Raw genomic sequence first — 17649 nt, 5'->3', positions numbered from 1 at the left:
GGCCCGAGGCGCGGATCGCGCGCCCCGGGCCACACGGATCACCAGCGGTAGTGGGCGAAGGCCTTGTTGGCCTCGGCCATCTTGTGGGTGTCCTCGCGACGCTTCACGGCGCCGCCCAGGCCGTTCGAGGCGTCCAGGATCTCGTTCATCAGACGCTCGGTCATGGTCTTCTCACGGCGGGCCTTGGAGAAGCCGACCAGCCAGCGCAGGGCCAGGGCCGTGGAGCGGCCCGGCTTGACCTCGACGGGCACCTGGTAGGTGGCGCCGCCGACGCGGCGGGAGCGCACCTCGAGGGCCGGCTTGATGTTGTCCATGGCCTTCTTGAGGGTGGCCACGGGATCGGCGCCGTTCTTGGCACGGGCGCCCTCGAGCGCGCCGTACACGATGCGCTCGGCGGTGGACTTCTTGCCGTCGACGAGCACCTTGTTGATCAGCTGCGTGACCAGCGGGGAGCCGTAGACGGGATCGACGACGAGGGGGCGCTTCGGCGCAGGACCCTTACGAGGCATTACTTCTTCTCCTTCTTGGCGCCGTAGCGGGAGCGGGCCTGGCCGCGGTTCTTCACGCCCTGGGTGTCGAGGGCGCCGCGCACGATCTTGTAGCGCACGCCGGGCAGGTCCTTCACACGACCGCCGCGGACGAGCACGATCGAATGCTCCTGCAGGTTGTGGCCCTCGCCGGGGATGTAGGCCGTGACCTCGATGCCGCCGTTCAGGCGCACACGGGCGACCTTGCGCAGCGCCGAGTTCGGCTTCTTGGGCGTGGTGGTGTACACACGGGTGCACACGCCACGACGCATGGGGTTCCCCTGCAGGGCAGGGGCCTTCGTATTGACGACCTTGGGTGAGCGGCCCTTGCGGACCAGCTGCTGAATCGTAGGCACTCTTCAGCCTTCCTGTGTTTCGGTGATCGCTGACGTGATCGACCGGCGCCCGGGGCGCCGGCTGCTCGTTCCTCTGCTCTGCCTCTCCCTGTGGGGGCTCGCAACGAGCAGACGTCCGCAGGCGTGCAAAAGTGTGGCATCTGCCGCGCAATGACCCCGCGACCCGGACAGCGTCCAATTTGCCACACGAAAAACAATCCTTGACAGCATAGCACGCCCCGGCGCCGTCGACGAGCCGGCCCCGCACGCCAAGGGGCCCGCCGCTCCCCCGCGTGAGCGGCGGAACGGCGGGCCCCCTGGGGGACGGGGATCAGGCGCGGAAGTCGCCCCCGCGGTCGTAGTCGTCCAACGAGACGGCGTGGAAGTCGTTCTCGCCGAGCGACTGGTCCAGACCCGGGTAGTCGAAGTCCGCGAAGCCGGCCGGCGAGGCGAACAGGTTGGCCTTCGCCTCCTCCGTCGGCTCCACGACGGTCTTCGTGTAGCGGTCCAGGCCCGTGCCGGCCGGGATCAGCTTGCCGATGATCACGTTCTCCTTCAGGCCCAGCAGCGGGTCGGACTTGCCCTCCATGGCCGCCTGCGTCAGGACGCGGGTCGTCTCCTGGAAGGACGCGGCCGACAGCCACGAGTCCGTGGCCAGCGAGGCCTTCGTGATGCCCATCAGCTCGTCGCGGCCGGAGGCCGGCTGGCGGCCCTCAGCGACGGCGGCGCGGTTGGCGGCCACGAAGCGCGCCCGGTCCGTGAGCTCGCCCGGCAGCAGGTCGGTGTCACCGGACTCGATGACGGTGATGCGACGCAGCATCTGCCGGACGATGACCTCCACGTGCTTGTCGTGGATGCCCACGCCCTGGGACTGGTACACGTTCTGCACCTCGTCCACGAGGAACCGCTGCGCGGCCCGCGGGCCGAGCACGCGCAGGACCTGCTTCGGGTCCACGGCGCCGGCCACGAGCTGCGTGCCCACCGGCACGTGCTCGCCGTCGGCCACGAGGATGCGCGCACGGCGCAGCACCGGGTAGGCGATCTCCTCGGAGCCGTCGTCCGGCGTGAGCAGCAGGCGCACGGACGCCTCGGTGTCCTCGATGGTCACGCGGCCGGCGACCTCGGAGATCGGGGCCACGCCCTTCGGGGTGCGGGCCTCGAAGAGCTCCTGGATGCGGGGCAGACCCTGCGTGATGTCGTCGGCCGAGGCCACACCGCCGGTGTGGAACGTGCGCATGGTGAGCTGGGTGCCCGGCTCACCGATCGACTGGGCCGCGATGATGCCGACGGCCTCGCCGATGTCCACCAGCTGGCCGGTGGCCATGGAGCGGCCGTAGCACTTCGCGCAGGTGCCCACGGCGGACTCGCAGGTCAGGACCGAGCGGACCTTGATCTCCGTGACGCCGGCGGCCACCAGCTCGCCGATCAGCACGTCGCCCACGTCCGCACCGGCCGAGGCCAGCACCGTGCCGTCCTCGCCCGTGACGTCCTGGGCCAGCGTGCGGGCGAAGGCCGAGTTCTCGACCTGCTCGTGGGCCACCAGCTCGCCGTCGGCGTTCGGGGCGGCGATCGTGACGGACAGGCCGCGCTCGGTGCCGCAGTCGTCCTCGCGGACGATGACGTCCTGGGACACATCGACGAGACGACGGGTCAGGTAGCCCGAGTTCGCGGTCTTCAGCGCGGTGTCCGCGAGGCCCTTGCGGGCGCCGTGGGTGGCGGAGAAGTACTCGAGCACGGACAGGCCCTCGCGGTACGAGGACTTGATCGGACGCGGGATGATCTCACCCTTCGGGTTGGCCACGAGGCCGCGGATGCCCGCGATCTGGCGCACCTGGAGCCAGTTGCCTCGCGCACCGGAGGACACCATGCGGTTGATGGTGTTGAGCTCCGGCAGGCCGTCCTTCATGGCCGCGGCGACCTCGTCGGTGGCCTTGTTCCAGATGTCGATCAGCTCGGAGCGACGCTCGTCGTCCGCGATCAGGCCCTTGTCGTACTGCTGCTGCACGCGCTGGGCCTGCTCCTCGTAGCCCTCCATGATGGCGGCCTTGTCGAAGTCGGAGGTGATGTCCGAGATCGCCACGGTCACACCCGACCAGGTGCCCCAGTGGAAGCCGGCGTCCTTGAGGTTGTCCAGCGTCTGCGCGGTGACGACCATCGGGTAGCGCTCGGCCAGGTCGTTGACCAGCTGACCGAGGGTGCCCTTGGTCGCCTGCTTGTCCAGCCACGGGTAGTCGTCCGGCAGCAGCTCGTTGAACAGCACCTTGCCCAGGGTGGTCTCGATGAGGGCGATCTCGCCCTCGGACCAGCCCTCGGGGGCCGGCACGTCCGCCGACGGCACGAAGCCCTCGACGCCGATCCGCGCGGGCGCGTTCAGGTGCAGGTCGCCGCCGTCGAACGCCATGATGGCCTCGCCGACGGTCGCGTACAGGTTGCCCGCGCCGACCTCGTCCGGACGCACCGTGGTGAGGTGGTTCAGTCCGATGATCATGTCCTGGGCCGGCACGGCGACCGCGCGGCCGTCCGAGGGCTTCAGGATGTTGTGGCTCGAGAGCATGAGCAGGCGCGCCTCGGCCTGGGCCTCCGGCGACAGGGGCAGGTGGACCGCCATCTGGTCGCCGTCGAAGTCCGCGTTGAACGCGGAGCAGACCAGCGGGTGCAGCTGCAGGGCCTTGCCTTCCACGAGCTGCGGCTCGAAGGCCTGGATGCCCAGACGGTGCAGGGTGGGGGCGCGGTTCAGCAGGACCGGGTGCTCGGTGATGACCTCCTCGAGCACGTCCCAGACCTGCGGACGGAAGCGCTCCACCATGCGCTTGGCGGACTTGATGTTCTGCGCGTGGTTCAGGTCCACGAGACGCTTCATCACGAACGGCTTGAACAGCTCCAGCGCCATCTGCTTCGGCAGGCCGCACTGGTGCAGCTTGAGCTGGGGACCCACCACGATGACCGAGCGGCCCGAGTAGTCCACGCGCTTGCCGAGCAGGTTCTGACGGAACCGGCCCTGCTTGCCCTTGAGCATGTCGGAGAGTGACTTGAGCGGGCGGTTGCCCGGGCCGGTCACCGGCCGGCCGCGGCGGCCGTTGTCGAACAGCGAGTCCACGGCCTCCTGCAGCATGCGCTTCTCGTTGTTGACGATGATCTCGGGCGCGCCGAGGTCGAGCAGCCGCTTCAGGCGGTTGTTGCGGTTGATCACGCGACGGTACAGGTCGTTGAGGTCGGAGGTCGCGAAGCGGCCGCCGTCCAGCTGCACCATCGGACGCAGCTCCGGCGGGATCACCGGGACGGCGTCCAGGACCATGCCCTCGGGCGAGTTGTCCGTGGTCAGGAACGCGTTGACGACCTTCAGGCGCTTCAGGGCGCGGGTCTTGCGCTGGCCCTTGCCCGTCTTGATGGTCTCACGCAGCATCTCGGACTCGGCCTCGAGGTCGAAGGTCTGCAGGCGACGCTGGATCGCCTCCGCGCCCATCGAGCCCTCGAAGTACTGGCCGTACTTGTCCCGCATGGCGCGGTACAGACCCTCGTCGCCCTCGAGGTCGGCGACCTTGAGGTTCTTGAAGCGGTCCCAGACCTGCTCCTTGCGGTCCAGGTCCGCGTCCGCGCGCTTGCGGATCTGCGCCATGGTCTTGTCCGCGGCGTCGCGGGCCTTCTTCTTCTCGGCGGCCTTGGCGCCCTCGGACTCCAGCTTGGCCAGGTCCTTCTCGAGGTCGGCGGCCACCGCGGCGATGTCGGAGTCACGCTGGTCGGCCAGGACACGGGTCTCCTGGTCGTACTCGGCCTGGAGGTTGGCCAGGTCGCGGTGCCGGGCCTCCTCGTCCACCGAGGTGATCATGTACGCCGCGAAGTAGATGACCTTCTCGAGGTCCTTCGGCGCCAGGTCCAGCAGGTAGCCCAGGCGCGAGGGCACGCCCTTGAAGTACCAGATGTGGGTGACCGGCGCAGCCAGCTCGATGTGGCCCATGCGGTCGCGGCGCACCTTCGAGCGGGTCACCTCGACGCCGCAGCGCTCGCAGATGATGCCCTTGAAGCGCACGCGCTTGTACTTGCCGCACGCGCACTCCCAGTCACGGGTGGGGCCGAAGATCTTCTCGCAGAAGAGTCCGTCCTTCTCCGGCTTCAGGGTGCGGTAGTTGATGGTCTCCGGCTTCTTGACCTCGCCGTAGGACCAGCGGCGGATGTCCTCCGCCGTGGCCAGGCCGATGCGCATCAGGCCGAAAGAGTTGTCAGTGGACATGCTGTTCACGCTCATGCTCCGGTGAACTCCCTTGGTTCAGTGGTTCTCAGGTGACGTCTTGTGGATGCGGGATCGGGCCCGGCTCAGACTTCCTCCACCGAGCTGGGCTCGGCGTGGGAGAGGTCGATGCCCAGCTCCTCGGCGGCGCGGTAGACCTCGTCCTCCGCGTCGCGCATCTCGATGGCCTGGCCGTCGGCGGAGAGGACCTCCACGTTCAGGCAGAGGGACTGCATCTCCTTGATGAGCACCTTGAAGGACTCGGGAACACCCGGCTCCGGGATGTTCTCGCCCTTGACGATGGCCTCGTAGACCTTCACGCGGCCGTGGATGTCGTCGGACTTGATGGTCAGCAGCTCCTGGAGGGTGAACGCCGCGCCGTACGCCTCGAGCGCCCACACCTCCATCTCGCCGAAGCGCTGGCCGCCGAACTGGGCCTTACCGCCCAGCGGCTGCTGCGTGATCATCGAGTACGGGCCCGTGGAACGGGCGTGGATCTTGTCGTCCACCAGGTGGTGCAGCTTGAGCATGTACATGTAGCCCACGGACACCGGGTCCGGGAACGGCTCGCCGGTGCGGCCGTCGAACAGCTGCGCCTTGCCGCTGTCGCTCATGAGACGGTCGCCGTCGCGGGTCACGTTCACGTGGCCGAGCAGGCCCGTGATCTCGTACGCCTCGGCGCCGTCGAACACCGGGGTGGCCACGTTGACCGGACCGGACTGCCGCGGGAAGTTCGGCAGGTCCTTGATCCACTCCGGCTCGCCCTGGATGTCCCAGCCGCGCGAGGCGGCCCAGCCCAGGTGCAGCTCCATGACCTGGCCGAGGTTCATGCGGCCGGGGACGCCGAGCGGGTTCAGCACGATGTCCACCGGGGTGCCGTCCGCCAGGAACGGCATGTCCTCGAGCGGCAGGATCTTCGAGATGACGCCCTTGTTGCCGTGGCGGCCGGCCATCTTGTCGCCGTCGGTGATCTTGCGCTTCTGCGCCACGTAGACGCGCACCAGCTGGTTCACGCCCGGGGGCAGGTCGTCGTCCTCGTCGCGGTCGAAGATGCGCACGCCGATGACTGTGCCGGACTCGCCGTGCGGCACCTTCAGGGACGTGTCGCGGACCTCGCGGGACTTCTCGCCGAAGATCGCGCGCAGCAGGCGCTCCTCCGGGGTCAGCTCGGTCTCGCCCTTCGGGGTCACGCGGCCGACCAGGATGTCGCCGGCCTCCACCTCGGCGCCGATGTGGATGATGCCGCGCTCGTCGAGCTGCGAGAGCACCTCCTCGGACACGTTGGGGATGTCGCGCGTGATCTCCTCGGCGCCCAGCTTGGTGTCGCGGGCGTCGACCTCGTGCTCCTCGATGTGGATCGAGGTGAGGACGTCCTCCGAGACCATGCGCTGGGACAGGATGATCGCGTCCTCGTAGTTCAGGCCCTCCCAGGGCATGAACGCGACGAGGAGGTTCTTGCCGAGCGCGAGCTCGCCGTTGTCCGTGGCGGGACCGTCGGCGATGATGCTCAGCGGCTCCACCCGCTCGCCCTCGGAGACGCGCACCCGCTGGTTGTAGGCGTTGCCCTGGTTCGAGCGGGCGAACTTCATGATCGGGTAGTGCGTGGTGGTGCCGTCGTCGTTCATGACGGTCACCAGGTCCGCGGCCACCTCGGTCACGACGCCGCCCTGGGTGGCCGTCACGGAGTCGCCCGCGTCCACGGCCACGTACTTCTCCATGCCGGTGCCCACGTAGGGGGCCTCGGAGCGGAGCAGCGGCACGGCCTGACGCTGCATGTTCGCGCCCATGAGCGCGCGGTTGGCGTCGTCGTGCTCGAGGAACGGGATCAGGGCGGTGGCCGCCGACACCATCTGGCGCGGGGACACGTCCATGTAGTCGATCTCGTCCACGGTCGAGAGCACGGGCTCGCCGTCGCCGCCGCGCTGGCGGCAGAGCACGAACTCCTCCTCGAACCGGCCGTCCTCATCCACCGGGGCGTTCGCCTGGGCGATCTGGAAGGCCAGCTCGTCGTCGGCGGTCAGGTAGTCCACGGTGTCCGTGACCCGGCCGTCGACCACGCGGCGGTACGGGGTCTCGATGAAGCCGAAGGAGTTGATCCGGCCGAAGGTCGCCAGCGACCCGATGAGGCCGATGTTCGGGCCTTCCGGGGTCTCGATGGGGCACATGCGGCCGTAGTGCGACGGGTGGACGTCACGGACCTCCATGCCGGCACGGTCGCGGGACAGGCCGCCCGGGCCGAGCGCGGACAGGCGACGCTTGTGCGTCAGGCCGGCCAGCGGGTTGTTCTGGTCCATGAACTGGGACAGCTGCGAGGTGCCGAAGAACTCCTTGATCGCCGCCACCACGGGGCGGATGTTGATCAGGGTCTGCGGGGTGATCGCCTCGACGTCCTGGGTGGTCATGCGCTCGCGCACGACGCGCTCCATGCGGGACAGGCCGGTGCGGATCTGGTTCTCGATCAGCTCGCCCACCGCACGGATGCGACGGTTGCCGAAGTGGTCGATGTCGTCGATCTCCACGCGCACATCCACCGGCTCGCCGTCGCGCGTGCCCTTGATGACGGTCTCGCCGGCGTGCAGCGCGGCGATGAAGTGCACCATCTGGACGATGTCGTCCTCGGTGAGCACAGACGCGTTGGGGTCGCCGAGGTGCACGTCCACGCCGAGCTTGCGGTTGAGCTTGTAGCGGCCCACCTTGGCGAGGTCGTAGCGCTTCGGGGTGAAGTACAGGTTGTTCAGCAGCGTCTGCGCGGCGTCGACGGCGGCCGGCTCGCCCGGGCGCAGCTTGCGGTAGATGTCGAGCAGGGCCTCGTCCTGGTCCGCGGTGCCGTCCTTCTCGAGGGTGGCGCGGATGGAGTCGTAGTGGCCGAACTCCTCCAGGATGCGGGACTCGGTCCAGCCCATGGCCTTGAGCAGCACCGTCACGGGCTGCTTGCGCTTGCGGTCGAGGCGGACGCCGACCTGGTCACGCTTGTCCACCTCGAGCTCGAACCAGGCGCCGCGCGAGGGGATGATCTTCGCGGAGAAGATCTCCTTGTCCGAGGTCTTGTCCGGGGTGCGCTCGAAGTAGGCGCCCGGGGAGCGGACCAGCTGGGAGACGACGACGCGCTCGGTGCCGTTGATGATGAACGTGCCGTTGCGGGTCATCAGCGGGAAGTCGCCCATGAAGACGGTCTGCTGCTTGATCTCGCCGGTCGTGTTGTTCATGAACTCGGCCTTGACGTACAGCGGGGCGGAGAAGGTCGCGTCGCGATCCTTGCACTCCTCCTCCGTCATCTTCGCGTCGGCGAACTCGGGCTCGGCGAAGGACAGGGACATGGTGCCCTGGAAGTCCTCGATCGGGGAGATCTCCTCGAAGATGTCCGTCAGTCCCGAGGTGACGGGCACGGAGTGGTCGTCGGCGGCCAGGGCGGCGTCCACGCGCGCGGCCCACCGCTCATTGCCGATCAGGCGGTCGAACGACTCGGTCTGCAGCGCCAGCAGGTCCGGCACGTCCAGCGGCTCGGAGATCTTGGCGAAGGAGACGCGTCCGGCGGAGGCGCCGGATCGCGGGGAGACGGTAGCGGTTTCGTTGGAGGTGCTCGAGGCGACCACGTAGGATCCTTCCACAGGCCTTCTGGGTTCCGTTCGCTCCCCTGCCGCGAGACGGCGGCGCCGGCCCACCGCTATATGAAGGCCGTGCGGAACCGTGCGGGCCACGGCGGGACGCGAGGTCCTGCGGGCGGCACGGAACAGGGGAGATGCAAAGATCCATCCTATCCGCGCCCGTCGCCCCTGTCCAGCCGGGGGTGCGTGACCCGGGACGCCACGAGGCCCCCGGTCCGCAGCGCGGGTCCGGGGGCCTCGTGAGGAGGCGTGATGCGGCTCAGGCCGCGATCATCACTTGAGGGTGACGGTGGCGCCGGCGCCCTCGAGCTGCTCCTTGGCCTTCTCGGCGGTCTCCTTGTTGACGCCCTCGAGGATGGGCTTGGGAGCGCCGTCCACCAGGTCCTTGGCCTCCTTCAGGCCGAGGGAGGTGAGGGCGCGCACCTCCTTGATGACGCCGATCTTCTTGTCGCCGGCGGCCTCGAGGACGACGTCGAACTCGTCCTTCTCCTCGGCGGCGGCGGCCTCGGCACCACCGGCGGCACCGCCGGCGGCGGCCACGGCCACGGGGGCGGCGGCGGTGACGTCGAACTTCTCCTCGAACGCCTTGATGAACTCGGACAGCTCGATGAGGGTCAGCTCCTCGAACGCGGCGAGCAGCTCTTCGGTGGTCAGCTTGGCCATGATGGCTCCTTTACGGGTACGTCTTGACTACGTGTGAAGTGGTGGGCCGTGCAGCCCGGGGCGGACTGCTCAGGCAGCCTCGCCCTGCGCGGCGCGCAGCGCCTCGACCGTGCGGACGGTCTTGGACAGCGGCGCCTGGAACAGGGCGGCAGCCTTGGACATGCTGCCCTTCATCGCGCCGGCGAACTTGGCCAGCAGCACCTCGCGGGACTCGAGGTCCGCGAGCTTCTTGATGCCGGCCTCGTCCAGGGGCTGGCCATCCATGTAGCCGCCCTTGAGCACGAGCTTCTCGTGATCCTTGGCAAAGTCACGCAGGGCCTTCGCGACGTTGACCGGGTCCCCGGTCACGAACGCGATCGCGGTGGGACCGGACAGGTGAGCCTCGAGGCCCTCCAGACCGGCGTCCTTGGCCGCGATCTCGGCCAGCGTGTTCTTCGCCACGGCGTAGGTCGCGTCCTGACGGATGGAGTCGCGCAGCTGCTTGAGCTCCGTCACCGTCAGGCCACGGTATTCCGTCAGAACAGCGGCGCTGGACTCACGGAACAGGTCCGTGAGCTCAGCCACCGCCGACTCCTTCGCGGACGTCGCCATGGCACTCCTCTCGATGATGCGTGGGAACCGCCACCCCGAGACGAGAAAGCGCCCCGTGCAGATGCACGGGGCGCAGCAGGAGCATCGACGCGGCCGGACCCGGAGGGTCGACGTGCGGATGCGAGCGTGGCTCACGTTCACCTGCGCGGGCCGTCTCCGTCAGGGAGATCCTTCGGTGGGCTCTGCCCGGAGGCAGGGCACCACGACCGGCGGTCTTCGGTAGGCACCAGCGTACACGTCCGGGGCGGGCCCGCAAAATCGACCCGGGACGACGCCGGCCGGTCGTCCCCGCTGCGGGGACGACCGGCCGACGTCGTGGGCCCCGATCACCGGGGCCGCGTGGCTCAGAGCTCGGAGGAGTCCACCGAGGTCACGTTCGGGTCCATGGGCACGCCCGGGCCGAAGGTGGTGGCCACGGTGGCCTTGGAGATGTAGCGGCCCTTGGAGGAGGACGGCTTCAGACGCAGGACCTCCTCGAGGGCTGCGGCGTAGTTCTCCACCAGGGCCTTGGCCTCGAAGGAGGTCTTGCCGATGATGAAGTGCAGGTTGGAGTGCTTGTCGACGCGGAAGTCGATCTTGCCGCCCTTGATGTCGGCCACGGCCTTGGCCACGTCCGGGGTCACGGTGCCGGTCTTGGGGTTCGGCATCAGGTTGCGGGGGCCGAGCACCTTGCCCAGACGGCCGACCTTGCCCATGAGCTCCGGGGAGGCCACGGCGGCGTCGAAGTCCACCCAGCCCTCGGAGATCCGGGCGATCAGGTCGTCGTCGCCCACGACGTCCGCGCCGGCGGCGCGGGCGGCCTCGGCGCGGTCACCGGTGGCGAACACGACGACGCGGGCGGTCTTGCCGGTGCCGTGGGGCAGGCTCACGGAGCCGCGGACCATCTGGTCGGCCTTGCGGGGGTCGACCGAGAGGCGGAGGGCCACCTCCACGGTGGCGTCGGTCTTGGAGGGGTTGGTCTCCTTGGCGAGGCGGATCGCCTCCACCGGCGAGTACAGATCCTCGCCGATCGCGGCCTTGGCCGCCTTGTATGCCTTGCTGCGCTGTGCCATCTGCGTTCTTCTCCTTGTGCAGTCGTGGTCTGCGGACCGCGCTCGGCCCTGCCACTGGAAGGGGGTGGGGGTGGGCGTCAGCCCTCGACGGTGATGCCCATCGAGCGGGCGGTGCCCGCGATGATCTTGGCGGCGGCCTGCACGTCGTTGGCGTTCAGGTCCTCCATCTTGGTCTGGGCGATCTCCTCGCACTGGGCCTGGGTCAGCGTGCCGACCTTGGCCGTGTGCGGGGTGGCGGAGCCCTTGGCGACGCCGGCGGCCTTCTTGATGAGCTCGGCGGCCGGCGGGGTCTTGGTCACGAAGGTGAACGAGCGGTCCTCGTACACGGTGATCTCGACCGGGACCACGTTGCCGCGCTGCGACTCGGTGGCGGCGTTGTACGCCTTGCAGAACTCCATGATGTTCACGCCGTGCTGGCCCAGGGCGGGGCCGATGGGCGGGGCCGGGTTGGCGGCGCCGGCCTGGATCTGAAGCTTGATCAGACCGGTGACCTTCTTCTTGGGAGCCATGAGTGGATCCTTCTCTCACTGGGGGACCCTCGGCGCAGGAGCGCACCGGGGGCGGTGGCCGCCGTGGCGCGGCGGCCGGTGCCGCGTCCGGGCCGGCAGGCGGCCGGCCCGGTGCGGAAGCGTCGGGTGTCCTCAGATGGCCTTGGTCACCTGGTTGAAGGACAGCGTCACGGGGGTCTCGCGCTCGAAGATCGAGACGAGCACCACGAGCTGCTGGGCCTCCGGCTTGATCTCGGAGATCGTGGCCGGGAGGGTCTCGAACGGGCCGTCGTTGACGGTGACCGACTCGCCGACCTCGAAGTCCACGTGGATCGCGGGGGCGGCGGGCGCACCGGACTCGGCCGCGGCGGGGACGGCCAGACCGGCCTTCTCGGCGGCGCGGGCGGCCTCCTGGATCACGGACGGGGCGAGCATGTCGTACACCTCGTCCAGGCTGAGCGGCTGCGGGTGGTGGGCGTCGTTGCCCACGAAGCCCGTGACGCCCGGGGTGTGCCGCACGACGCCCCACGAGGCGTCGTCGAGGTCCATGCGGACGAGCACGTAGCCCGGGATGCGCACGCGCGAGACGATCTTGCGCGTGGTGTTCTTGATCTCCACGACCTCCTCCATGGGGACCTCGATCTCGTAGATCGAGTCCTCCATGTCCTGGGTCAGGATGCGGGCCTCGAGGTTCGTCTTCACGCGCTTCTCGTAGCCGGCGTAGGTGTGGACGACGTACCAGTCGCCGGGCTGGCGGCGCAGGCGGGTGCGCAGCTCCTCGGCGGGGTCCACGGCGGGCTCGTCGTCGGACTGCTCCTCGACGGGGGTCGGTGCGTCCTCGCCCTCGGCGACGGCCAGGTCGGCCTCCTGCACGGTGGCCTCGGCGGTCTCGTCACCGCTGCCGGCGACCTCGTCCAGGGCGTCCTCGACGGGCGTGCCGGCGTCCTGCGCGGTCTCGGCGGTCTCCTCGGCCACGGCGTCCTCCGACATCGGGACGGACTCCTCGGCGGGCTGACGATCCAGTTCCTGCTCGGACACGGTTCCTGCTTTCTGCTGACGGACGGCGGGCCCTGCCGTCGGGGAGGGCCCTCACGGGCGTGCGGGGGACGCGTCCTGCGACGTCGGGACCGTCCGCGCCGGGCTCAGAGGCCGCCGGCGCCGAACAGGAGACCCGCCACGGTGCCGAACACCCAGTCCAGCCCCATGACCAGCAGGATCATGAACGCCACGAAGGCGAGCACCACTCCGGTCGTGCGCAGCAGCTCCTCGCTCGTGGGGGTGACGACCTTGCGGAGCTCGTCCACCACCTGGCGCAGGAACAGCGCGATCCGCGCGAACAGCCCGCGACGCTGCCTGCTCGGCGTGGGGGTGGGCCCCCCGCCGTTCGCCGCCATCTCAGTCACGTGGCCTCACTCGTCGGATCGCCGAATCGCTTTCTACACGTCCGATGCCGAGCACGAGGCCCGGCATCGAGCAGGGCAGACAGGACTCGAACCTGCAACCTGCGGTTTTGGAGACCGCTGCGCTACCAATTGCGCCACTACCCTTCGGACCGACGGAGCCGGCCGAACCCTCGCGGGATCGACCGTGATCGCGGTACCGGAGATCCAGGATACGCCATCGGGCGGCGGGAGTCGAACGGGCCCCGGGCAGTCAGTACCCTGGCAGGACGGAGCCCCGCTCCGCCCCGCCCTCCCCGTCGAGCTCGAAGAAGGTCCCCATGGCCGCGCCCGCCCGCCGCGTCTCCGCCCGTCTGTCCGCCATCGCGCCCTCCGCCACCCTCGCCGTCGACGCCCGCGCCAAGGAGCTCAAGGCCGCCGGGCGCCCGGTGATCGGCTTCGGCGCCGGCGAGCCCGACTTCCCCACCCCGGACTACATCGTGGAGGCCGCCGTCGCCGCGGCCCGGGACCCGAAGAACCACCGCTACTCCCCCGCCGCCGGCCTGCCCGAGCTGCGCGAGGCGATCGCGGCCAAGACGCTGCGCGACTCCGGCGTGTCCCTCGAGGCCGCCCAGGTGCTCGTGACCAACGGCGGGAAGCAGGCCGTGTACAACGCCTTCGCCGCCCTGCTGGACCCGCAGGACGAGGTGCTCGTCCCCGCCCCCTACTGGACCACCTACCCGGAGGCGATCCGCCTGGCCGGCGGCGTGCCGGTGGAGGTGTTCGCCGGCCCCGAGCAGGGCTACAAGGTCACCGTGGACCAGCTCGACGAGTCCGTCACGGACCGCACCAAGGTGCTCCTGTTCGTCTCCCCCTCCAACCCCACCGGCGCCGTCTACTCCCCCGAGGAGACGGCGGCGATCGGCCAGTGGGCGCAGGAGCGGGGGCTGTGGGTGGTCACCGACGAGATCTACGAGCACCTGACCTACGACGGCATGCCGTTCACCTCGATCGTCCGCGCCGTGCCCGAGCTGGCGGAGCAGTCCGTGATCCTCAACGGCGTCGCCAAGACCTACGCCATGACGGGCTGGCGCGTCGGGTGGATGGCCGGCCCGCTGGACGTGGTCAAGGCCGCCACGAACCTGCAGTCCCACGCCACCTCGAACGTGGCCAACGTGTCGCAGCGGGCCGCCCTGGCCGCCGTCGCCGGCCCGTTGGACGCCGTGGCGGAGATGAAGACGGCGTTCGACCGTCGGCGCCGGGCCATGGTCGAGGCCATGGACGCCGTGCCGGGCTTCCACTGCCCCACCCCGCGGGGCGCGTTCTACGCGTATGTGGACGTGCGGGAGGCGCTCGGGAAGACCTACCGCGGCGGCGTCACCCCCACGACGTCGGCCGAGCTGGCCGCCTTCATCCTCGACGAGGCAGAGGTCGCCGTGGTCCCGGGCGAGGCGTTCGGCCCGTCCGGCTATCTGCGACTGTCCTACGCGCTGGGCGATGCGGACCTCGCCGAGGGCGTCGAGCGCATCCGCGCCCTGCTCAGCGCCTGAGCCGCCCACCCCGTCCCTGAGCCCCGCGACACCGCGTGCCGCGGGGCTCAGGCGTATCCGCGGCGCGCGGCCCAGCGGGTCAGCTCGTGGCGGTTGGAGAGCTGGAGCTTGCGCAGCACGGAGGACACGTGGGTCTCGACCGTGCGGTCCGAGATGAACAGCTCCGCCCCGGCCTCCCGGTAGGTGTATCCGCGGGCGATCAGTCGCATGACCTCCCGCTCCCGTGCCGAGAGCCGGTCGAGGTCCTCGTCGGGCGCCGCAGCCCCGCTCGTCGCCGCGGCGGGGACGGGCGGGGACGCGGGCGCCGTGCCGCGGAAGGCGTCGAGGACGAACCCGGCCAGCCGGGGCGAGAACACGGCGTCGCCGTCGGCCACGCGGACCGCCGCGTCCGCCACCTCGGCGCCGGAGGCCGTCTTGGTGATGTAGCCGCGGGCCCCCGCACGGATCACGGCGACGACGTCCTCGGCCGCGTCCGAGACGGACAGGGCCAGGAACCGCTGCGCGGGTCGGCGCGCGAGGACGCGTTCGGCCACCTCCGCTCCCCCGCCGCCGGCCCCGCCGGGCAGGTGCACGTCCAGCAGCACCACATCCGGCGCCAGGTCCAGCACGGTGCGGACGGCCTCGTCCACGTCCCCGGCCTCGCCGACGATGGCCAGTCGGTCCGGGCCCAGGTCGGCGCGCAGGCCGGAGCGGAAGATCGCGTGGTCGTCCACGATGACGGCCGTGCGCGGGGCGGGGTCGGTCATGGGTGTTCCTGTCCGGTGTGCGCTCGCGCACCCTCGGGCTCGGCCAGGGTCAGGTGGACCTCGGTGCCGCCCGGGCCGGACCGGATGCGGGCGGTCCCGCCGGCACGCTCCATGCGGCCGAGGATCGACTCCCGCACGCCGAGCCGGTCGGCCGGGACCGTGGGCAGGTCGAAGCCGGGGCCGCGGTCCCGGACGAACACCTCCGCGACGATGCGGCCGCGGTCGTCCTCACCGGCCTCCGCGAAGACCTGCGCGTCGCCGGCGTGCCGGGCCGCGTTCTGCATGGCCTCGCGTGCCGCGGCCGCGAGCGGCTCGAGCCACGCCCCCGCGGCCCGCCCCACGGCCACGACCTCCACCCGGGCCCCGTGGGCGTCCTCGACGGCGGCGGCGTGCTGTTCGAGCGCCTCCGCCGGGGTGTGCGGGCCGCCGCGGGAGTCCAGGGCGAGGAACTGACGCAGCTCACGCTCCTGGGCGCGGGCCACCCGGGCCACCGCGTCCGCGTCCTGGGCGCGCCGCTGGATGAGGGCGAGGGACTGCAGCACCGAGTCGTGCAGGTGCGCCGCGATCTCGGCGCGCTGAGCCTGCACCGCGAACGCGGTCCGCTCCGCGTCGCGTCGGCGCAGCCAGGCCAGGACGTAGGGCATGGCCACCAGCGCCGCGCCGGCGAGCATCGCGACGGCGGCCAGCAGCGCCCGCCACAGCTCGCCCGAGCTCACGGCGCCCAGGACGATGGCCAGCACCGCCAGCAGCACGAGGGCCGTGCCGAGCACGAGGCGGACCAGTCGTCCGCTCCGCCCGGCCCGGGGCCCGCCCGCCAGGTCGAGCTGCATCCAGGCCAGGCCGAGGCCGATCACGAGGACGGCCACCGGGCCCACGAGCGCCCAGTCGACGGCGAGGCCGAGGCCGTCCGCGACGGTCAGCACGCCCACGCCGAGCACCACGGCGGCCAGCAGCACCGGCCAGCCGCCCTCACGCACCCGCTCGAGCACCTCGGGGGCGCGACCACGCAGGGTGGGGGCGTCGGCGGCGGGGGCGCCGTCCGGGCCCTCCTCCGGCATGAGCAGCCAGAGCCACACGTACAGGGCCAGGCCCGCGCCGCCCACCAGGCTCAGCAGCGCCAGGGCCACGCGGACGCGGCCGACGGGCACCCCGAGATGCCGGGCGAGCCCCGCGGCGACGCCGGACACCGGACGGTCGGCCCCGTGCCGCATCAACGGCGGACGCGGGGCCGGCGCGGGCGCGGACGGGGTGGACATGCCCCCATCCTGCCGCGTCGGACGGGGCGGCACATCCGGGGAGGATTCCGGGAGTTCCCGAATGGGCGGGGACCGGAGGCGGACGAGGATGGAGACATGACGAGCACACCCGACCCGTTCACCGGCCCCGGCCCCCACGTCGCCCCCGTCGGAGCCGCCGCGGGCGAGACCGGCCCCGACGGACTGGACGCCCTGCCGGGCTGGCTGCGCCGCGCCGTCCTGAGCTGGGCCGTGCGCCGCTCGCCGGCCTCGTGGGTCGGCGGGGTGCTCGGCGGCGTGGCCGAGCGCTACCGCATCGACCCGCTGCTCGCCCGCGGCGTGTTCGTCGCCGTGTGCATGGTCTCCGCGGGCCTGGGCCTGCTGGCCTACGCGGCCGCCTGGGCCGTGCTCCCCGACGCCGACGGACGCGTGCAGTTCGGCCGCCTGCGCCGCGGGGAGCGGCAGGACGCCACCGTGGCCATCGGCGTGATCGGGGCGATCGGCGCCCTCAACCTGCTGCTCGGCGCCGGGTTCACCCTCATCGCCCCGGCCGTGGGCGGCCCCGGCTCCCTCGTGGGCCTGGGCGCGCTGGCGGTGCTCGTCTGGTGGCTCGTGACCCGCTGGGACGGCCGGGCGCAGGCCCGCGTGGCCCCGGGCCGGGCCCCCGACGCCGACCAGCCCAGCCACGCCGTGCCGCGCCCGGCCTGGTACGTCGGCGGAGGTCCGCGCGAGCGGGCGGCCGAGGTCACCGACCCGCACGGCTTCCGCCCCGAATGGATCGACCCCGCGACCGGCACCTGGCGCGACCACGTCCACTCCCGCGAGCGGCGAGCCGCGGCGCGCCTGGCCGAGGAGGCCCCCCGGGCAGCCACCGCCCCGACCGGCTCGGGGTCCGCAGCCACGGCCGCGAAGCCGCGCCTCGGGCCGATCGCGCAGGCCGCCACCTACGCCGGGGCCGTCCTCGCCGCGCTCGCCGCCCTCGGGATCAGCCTGCTGCTCGGTGTCGGTCCGACCCCCACGCTGCTGGCGGTGCCGATGCTCGTGGCCGCGCTCGCGGTGATCGCCCCCGTCATGCTGGGCGCTCTGCTCAGCGGCCGTCGTCCCGGCACCCTCGGCCCGGCGAGCGGCATCCTCGTGGGTGCGACGGCCCTCCAGGTCGCCGTCCTCGTGGCCCTCGGCTGACCCGCCGCCCGTCGCCCGTCCCCTGACGCGACGGGGCGGGCGCGCCTAGGGTGGTGCCGACCCCCCGCACG

At 71.3% G+C, this 17649-nt stretch carries 14 protein-coding genes and 1 tRNA gene; 2 read left to right on the top strand and 13 right to left on the bottom strand.

The annotated features are described in order from the left end of the window. Positions 1-38 precede the first annotated feature (38 nt). From rpsG to OVA32_RS04570, 11 genes are all read right to left on the bottom strand, one after another. Entirely contained in the window at positions 39-509 is a 471-nt protein-coding gene (rpsG, locus tag OVA32_RS04620) for a 30S ribosomal protein S7 (RefSeq protein ID WP_010080379.1), read from the bottom strand. After that, positions 509-883: a 30S ribosomal protein S12 gene (rpsL, locus tag OVA32_RS04615; protein WP_002854787.1), complete on the bottom strand. Its 375-nt coding sequence runs from the start codon at positions 881-883 to the stop codon at positions 509-511. Before rpsL ends, rpsG begins: the two co-directional genes overlap by 1 nt. A 310-nt stretch (positions 884-1193) precedes the next feature. Further along, on the bottom strand, positions 1194-5090 hold the full coding sequence (locus OVA32_RS04610) for a DNA-directed RNA polymerase subunit beta' (protein ID WP_036317751.1): 3897 nt from the start codon (positions 5088-5090) through the stop codon (positions 1194-1196). 83 nt (positions 5091-5173) lie between these two features. Then, positions 5174-8680 carry a DNA-directed RNA polymerase subunit beta gene (gene rpoB, locus OVA32_RS04605; protein WP_036317750.1) on the bottom strand — a complete coding sequence of 1169 codons (3507 nt, stop codon included), beginning with the start codon at positions 8678-8680 and terminating at the stop codon, positions 5174-5176. A 285-nt stretch (positions 8681-8965) separates the two neighbouring features. Then, positions 8966-9355: a 50S ribosomal protein L7/L12 gene (gene rplL, locus OVA32_RS04600; RefSeq protein WP_036317747.1), complete on the bottom strand. Its 390-nt coding sequence runs from the start codon at positions 9353-9355 to the stop codon at positions 8966-8968. Positions 9356-9424: 69 nt separating this feature from the next. Next, complete coding sequence (gene rplJ, locus OVA32_RS04595) at positions 9425-9946, bottom strand: 50S ribosomal protein L10 (RefSeq protein ID WP_002854782.1); 522 nt, start codon at positions 9944-9946, stop codon at positions 9425-9427. Between the two features lie 344 nt (positions 9947-10290). Next, positions 10291-10998 (bottom strand): 50S ribosomal protein L1, encoded by a 708-nt coding sequence (rplA, locus tag OVA32_RS04590; protein ID WP_036317746.1) that lies wholly within the window; start codon positions 10996-10998, stop codon positions 10291-10293. Positions 10999-11075: 77 nt separating this feature from the next. Next, positions 11076-11507 (bottom strand): 50S ribosomal protein L11, encoded by a 432-nt coding sequence (gene rplK, locus OVA32_RS04585; RefSeq protein ID WP_010080374.1) that lies wholly within the window; start codon positions 11505-11507, stop codon positions 11076-11078. A gap of 132 nt (positions 11508-11639) precedes the next feature. Then, a complete protein-coding gene (nusG, locus tag OVA32_RS04580) occupies positions 11640-12524 on the bottom strand; it encodes a transcription termination/antitermination protein NusG (protein WP_036317744.1) in 885 nt (294 codons plus the stop codon). Positions 12525-12628: 104 nt separating this feature from the next. Then, positions 12629-12880 carry a preprotein translocase subunit SecE gene (gene secE, locus OVA32_RS04575; protein WP_002854774.1) on the bottom strand — a complete coding sequence of 84 codons (252 nt, stop codon included), beginning with the start codon at positions 12878-12880 and terminating at the stop codon, positions 12629-12631. 80 nt (positions 12881-12960) lie between these two features. Beyond that, positions 12961-13033: transfer RNA gene (locus OVA32_RS04570), tRNA-Trp, on the bottom strand. 173 nt (positions 13034-13206) lie between these two features. Between OVA32_RS04570 and OVA32_RS04565 the strand changes: the two genes are divergently transcribed. Beyond that, positions 13207-14415, top strand: a complete 1209-nt coding sequence (locus tag OVA32_RS04565) for a pyridoxal phosphate-dependent aminotransferase (protein WP_210078955.1) — start codon at positions 13207-13209, stop codon at positions 14413-14415. A gap of 47 nt (positions 14416-14462) precedes the next feature. Here the strand turns inward: OVA32_RS04565 and OVA32_RS04560 are convergent, their stop codons facing one another. Together OVA32_RS04560 and OVA32_RS04555 are read right to left on the bottom strand one after the other, a co-directional pair. Then, positions 14463-15161 carry a LuxR C-terminal-related transcriptional regulator gene (locus OVA32_RS04560; RefSeq protein WP_144786267.1) on the bottom strand — a complete coding sequence of 233 codons (699 nt, stop codon included), beginning with the start codon at positions 15159-15161 and terminating at the stop codon, positions 14463-14465. Beyond that, entirely contained in the window at positions 15158-16417 is a 1260-nt protein-coding gene (locus tag OVA32_RS04555) for an ATP-binding protein (protein WP_144786266.1), read from the bottom strand. The genes OVA32_RS04560 and OVA32_RS04555 overlap by 4 nt, the downstream gene beginning before the upstream one ends. A gap of 96 nt (positions 16418-16513) precedes the next feature. Between OVA32_RS04555 and OVA32_RS04550 the strand changes: the two genes are divergently transcribed. Further along, on the top strand, positions 16514-17578 hold the full coding sequence (locus OVA32_RS04550) for a PspC domain-containing protein (RefSeq protein WP_144786265.1): 1065 nt from the start codon (positions 16514-16516) through the stop codon (positions 17576-17578). Positions 17579-17649 lie beyond the last annotated feature (71 nt).

Origin of the sequence: Micrococcus sp. SL257 (assembly GCF_026625585.1) — a bacterium.
GTDB classification, from domain to species: domain Bacteria; phylum Actinomycetota; class Actinomycetes; order Actinomycetales; family Micrococcaceae; genus Micrococcus; species Micrococcus luteus.
The sequence above is the reverse complement of the archived record's forward strand: the minus strand, read 5'-3'. Positions and strand labels throughout refer to the sequence as shown.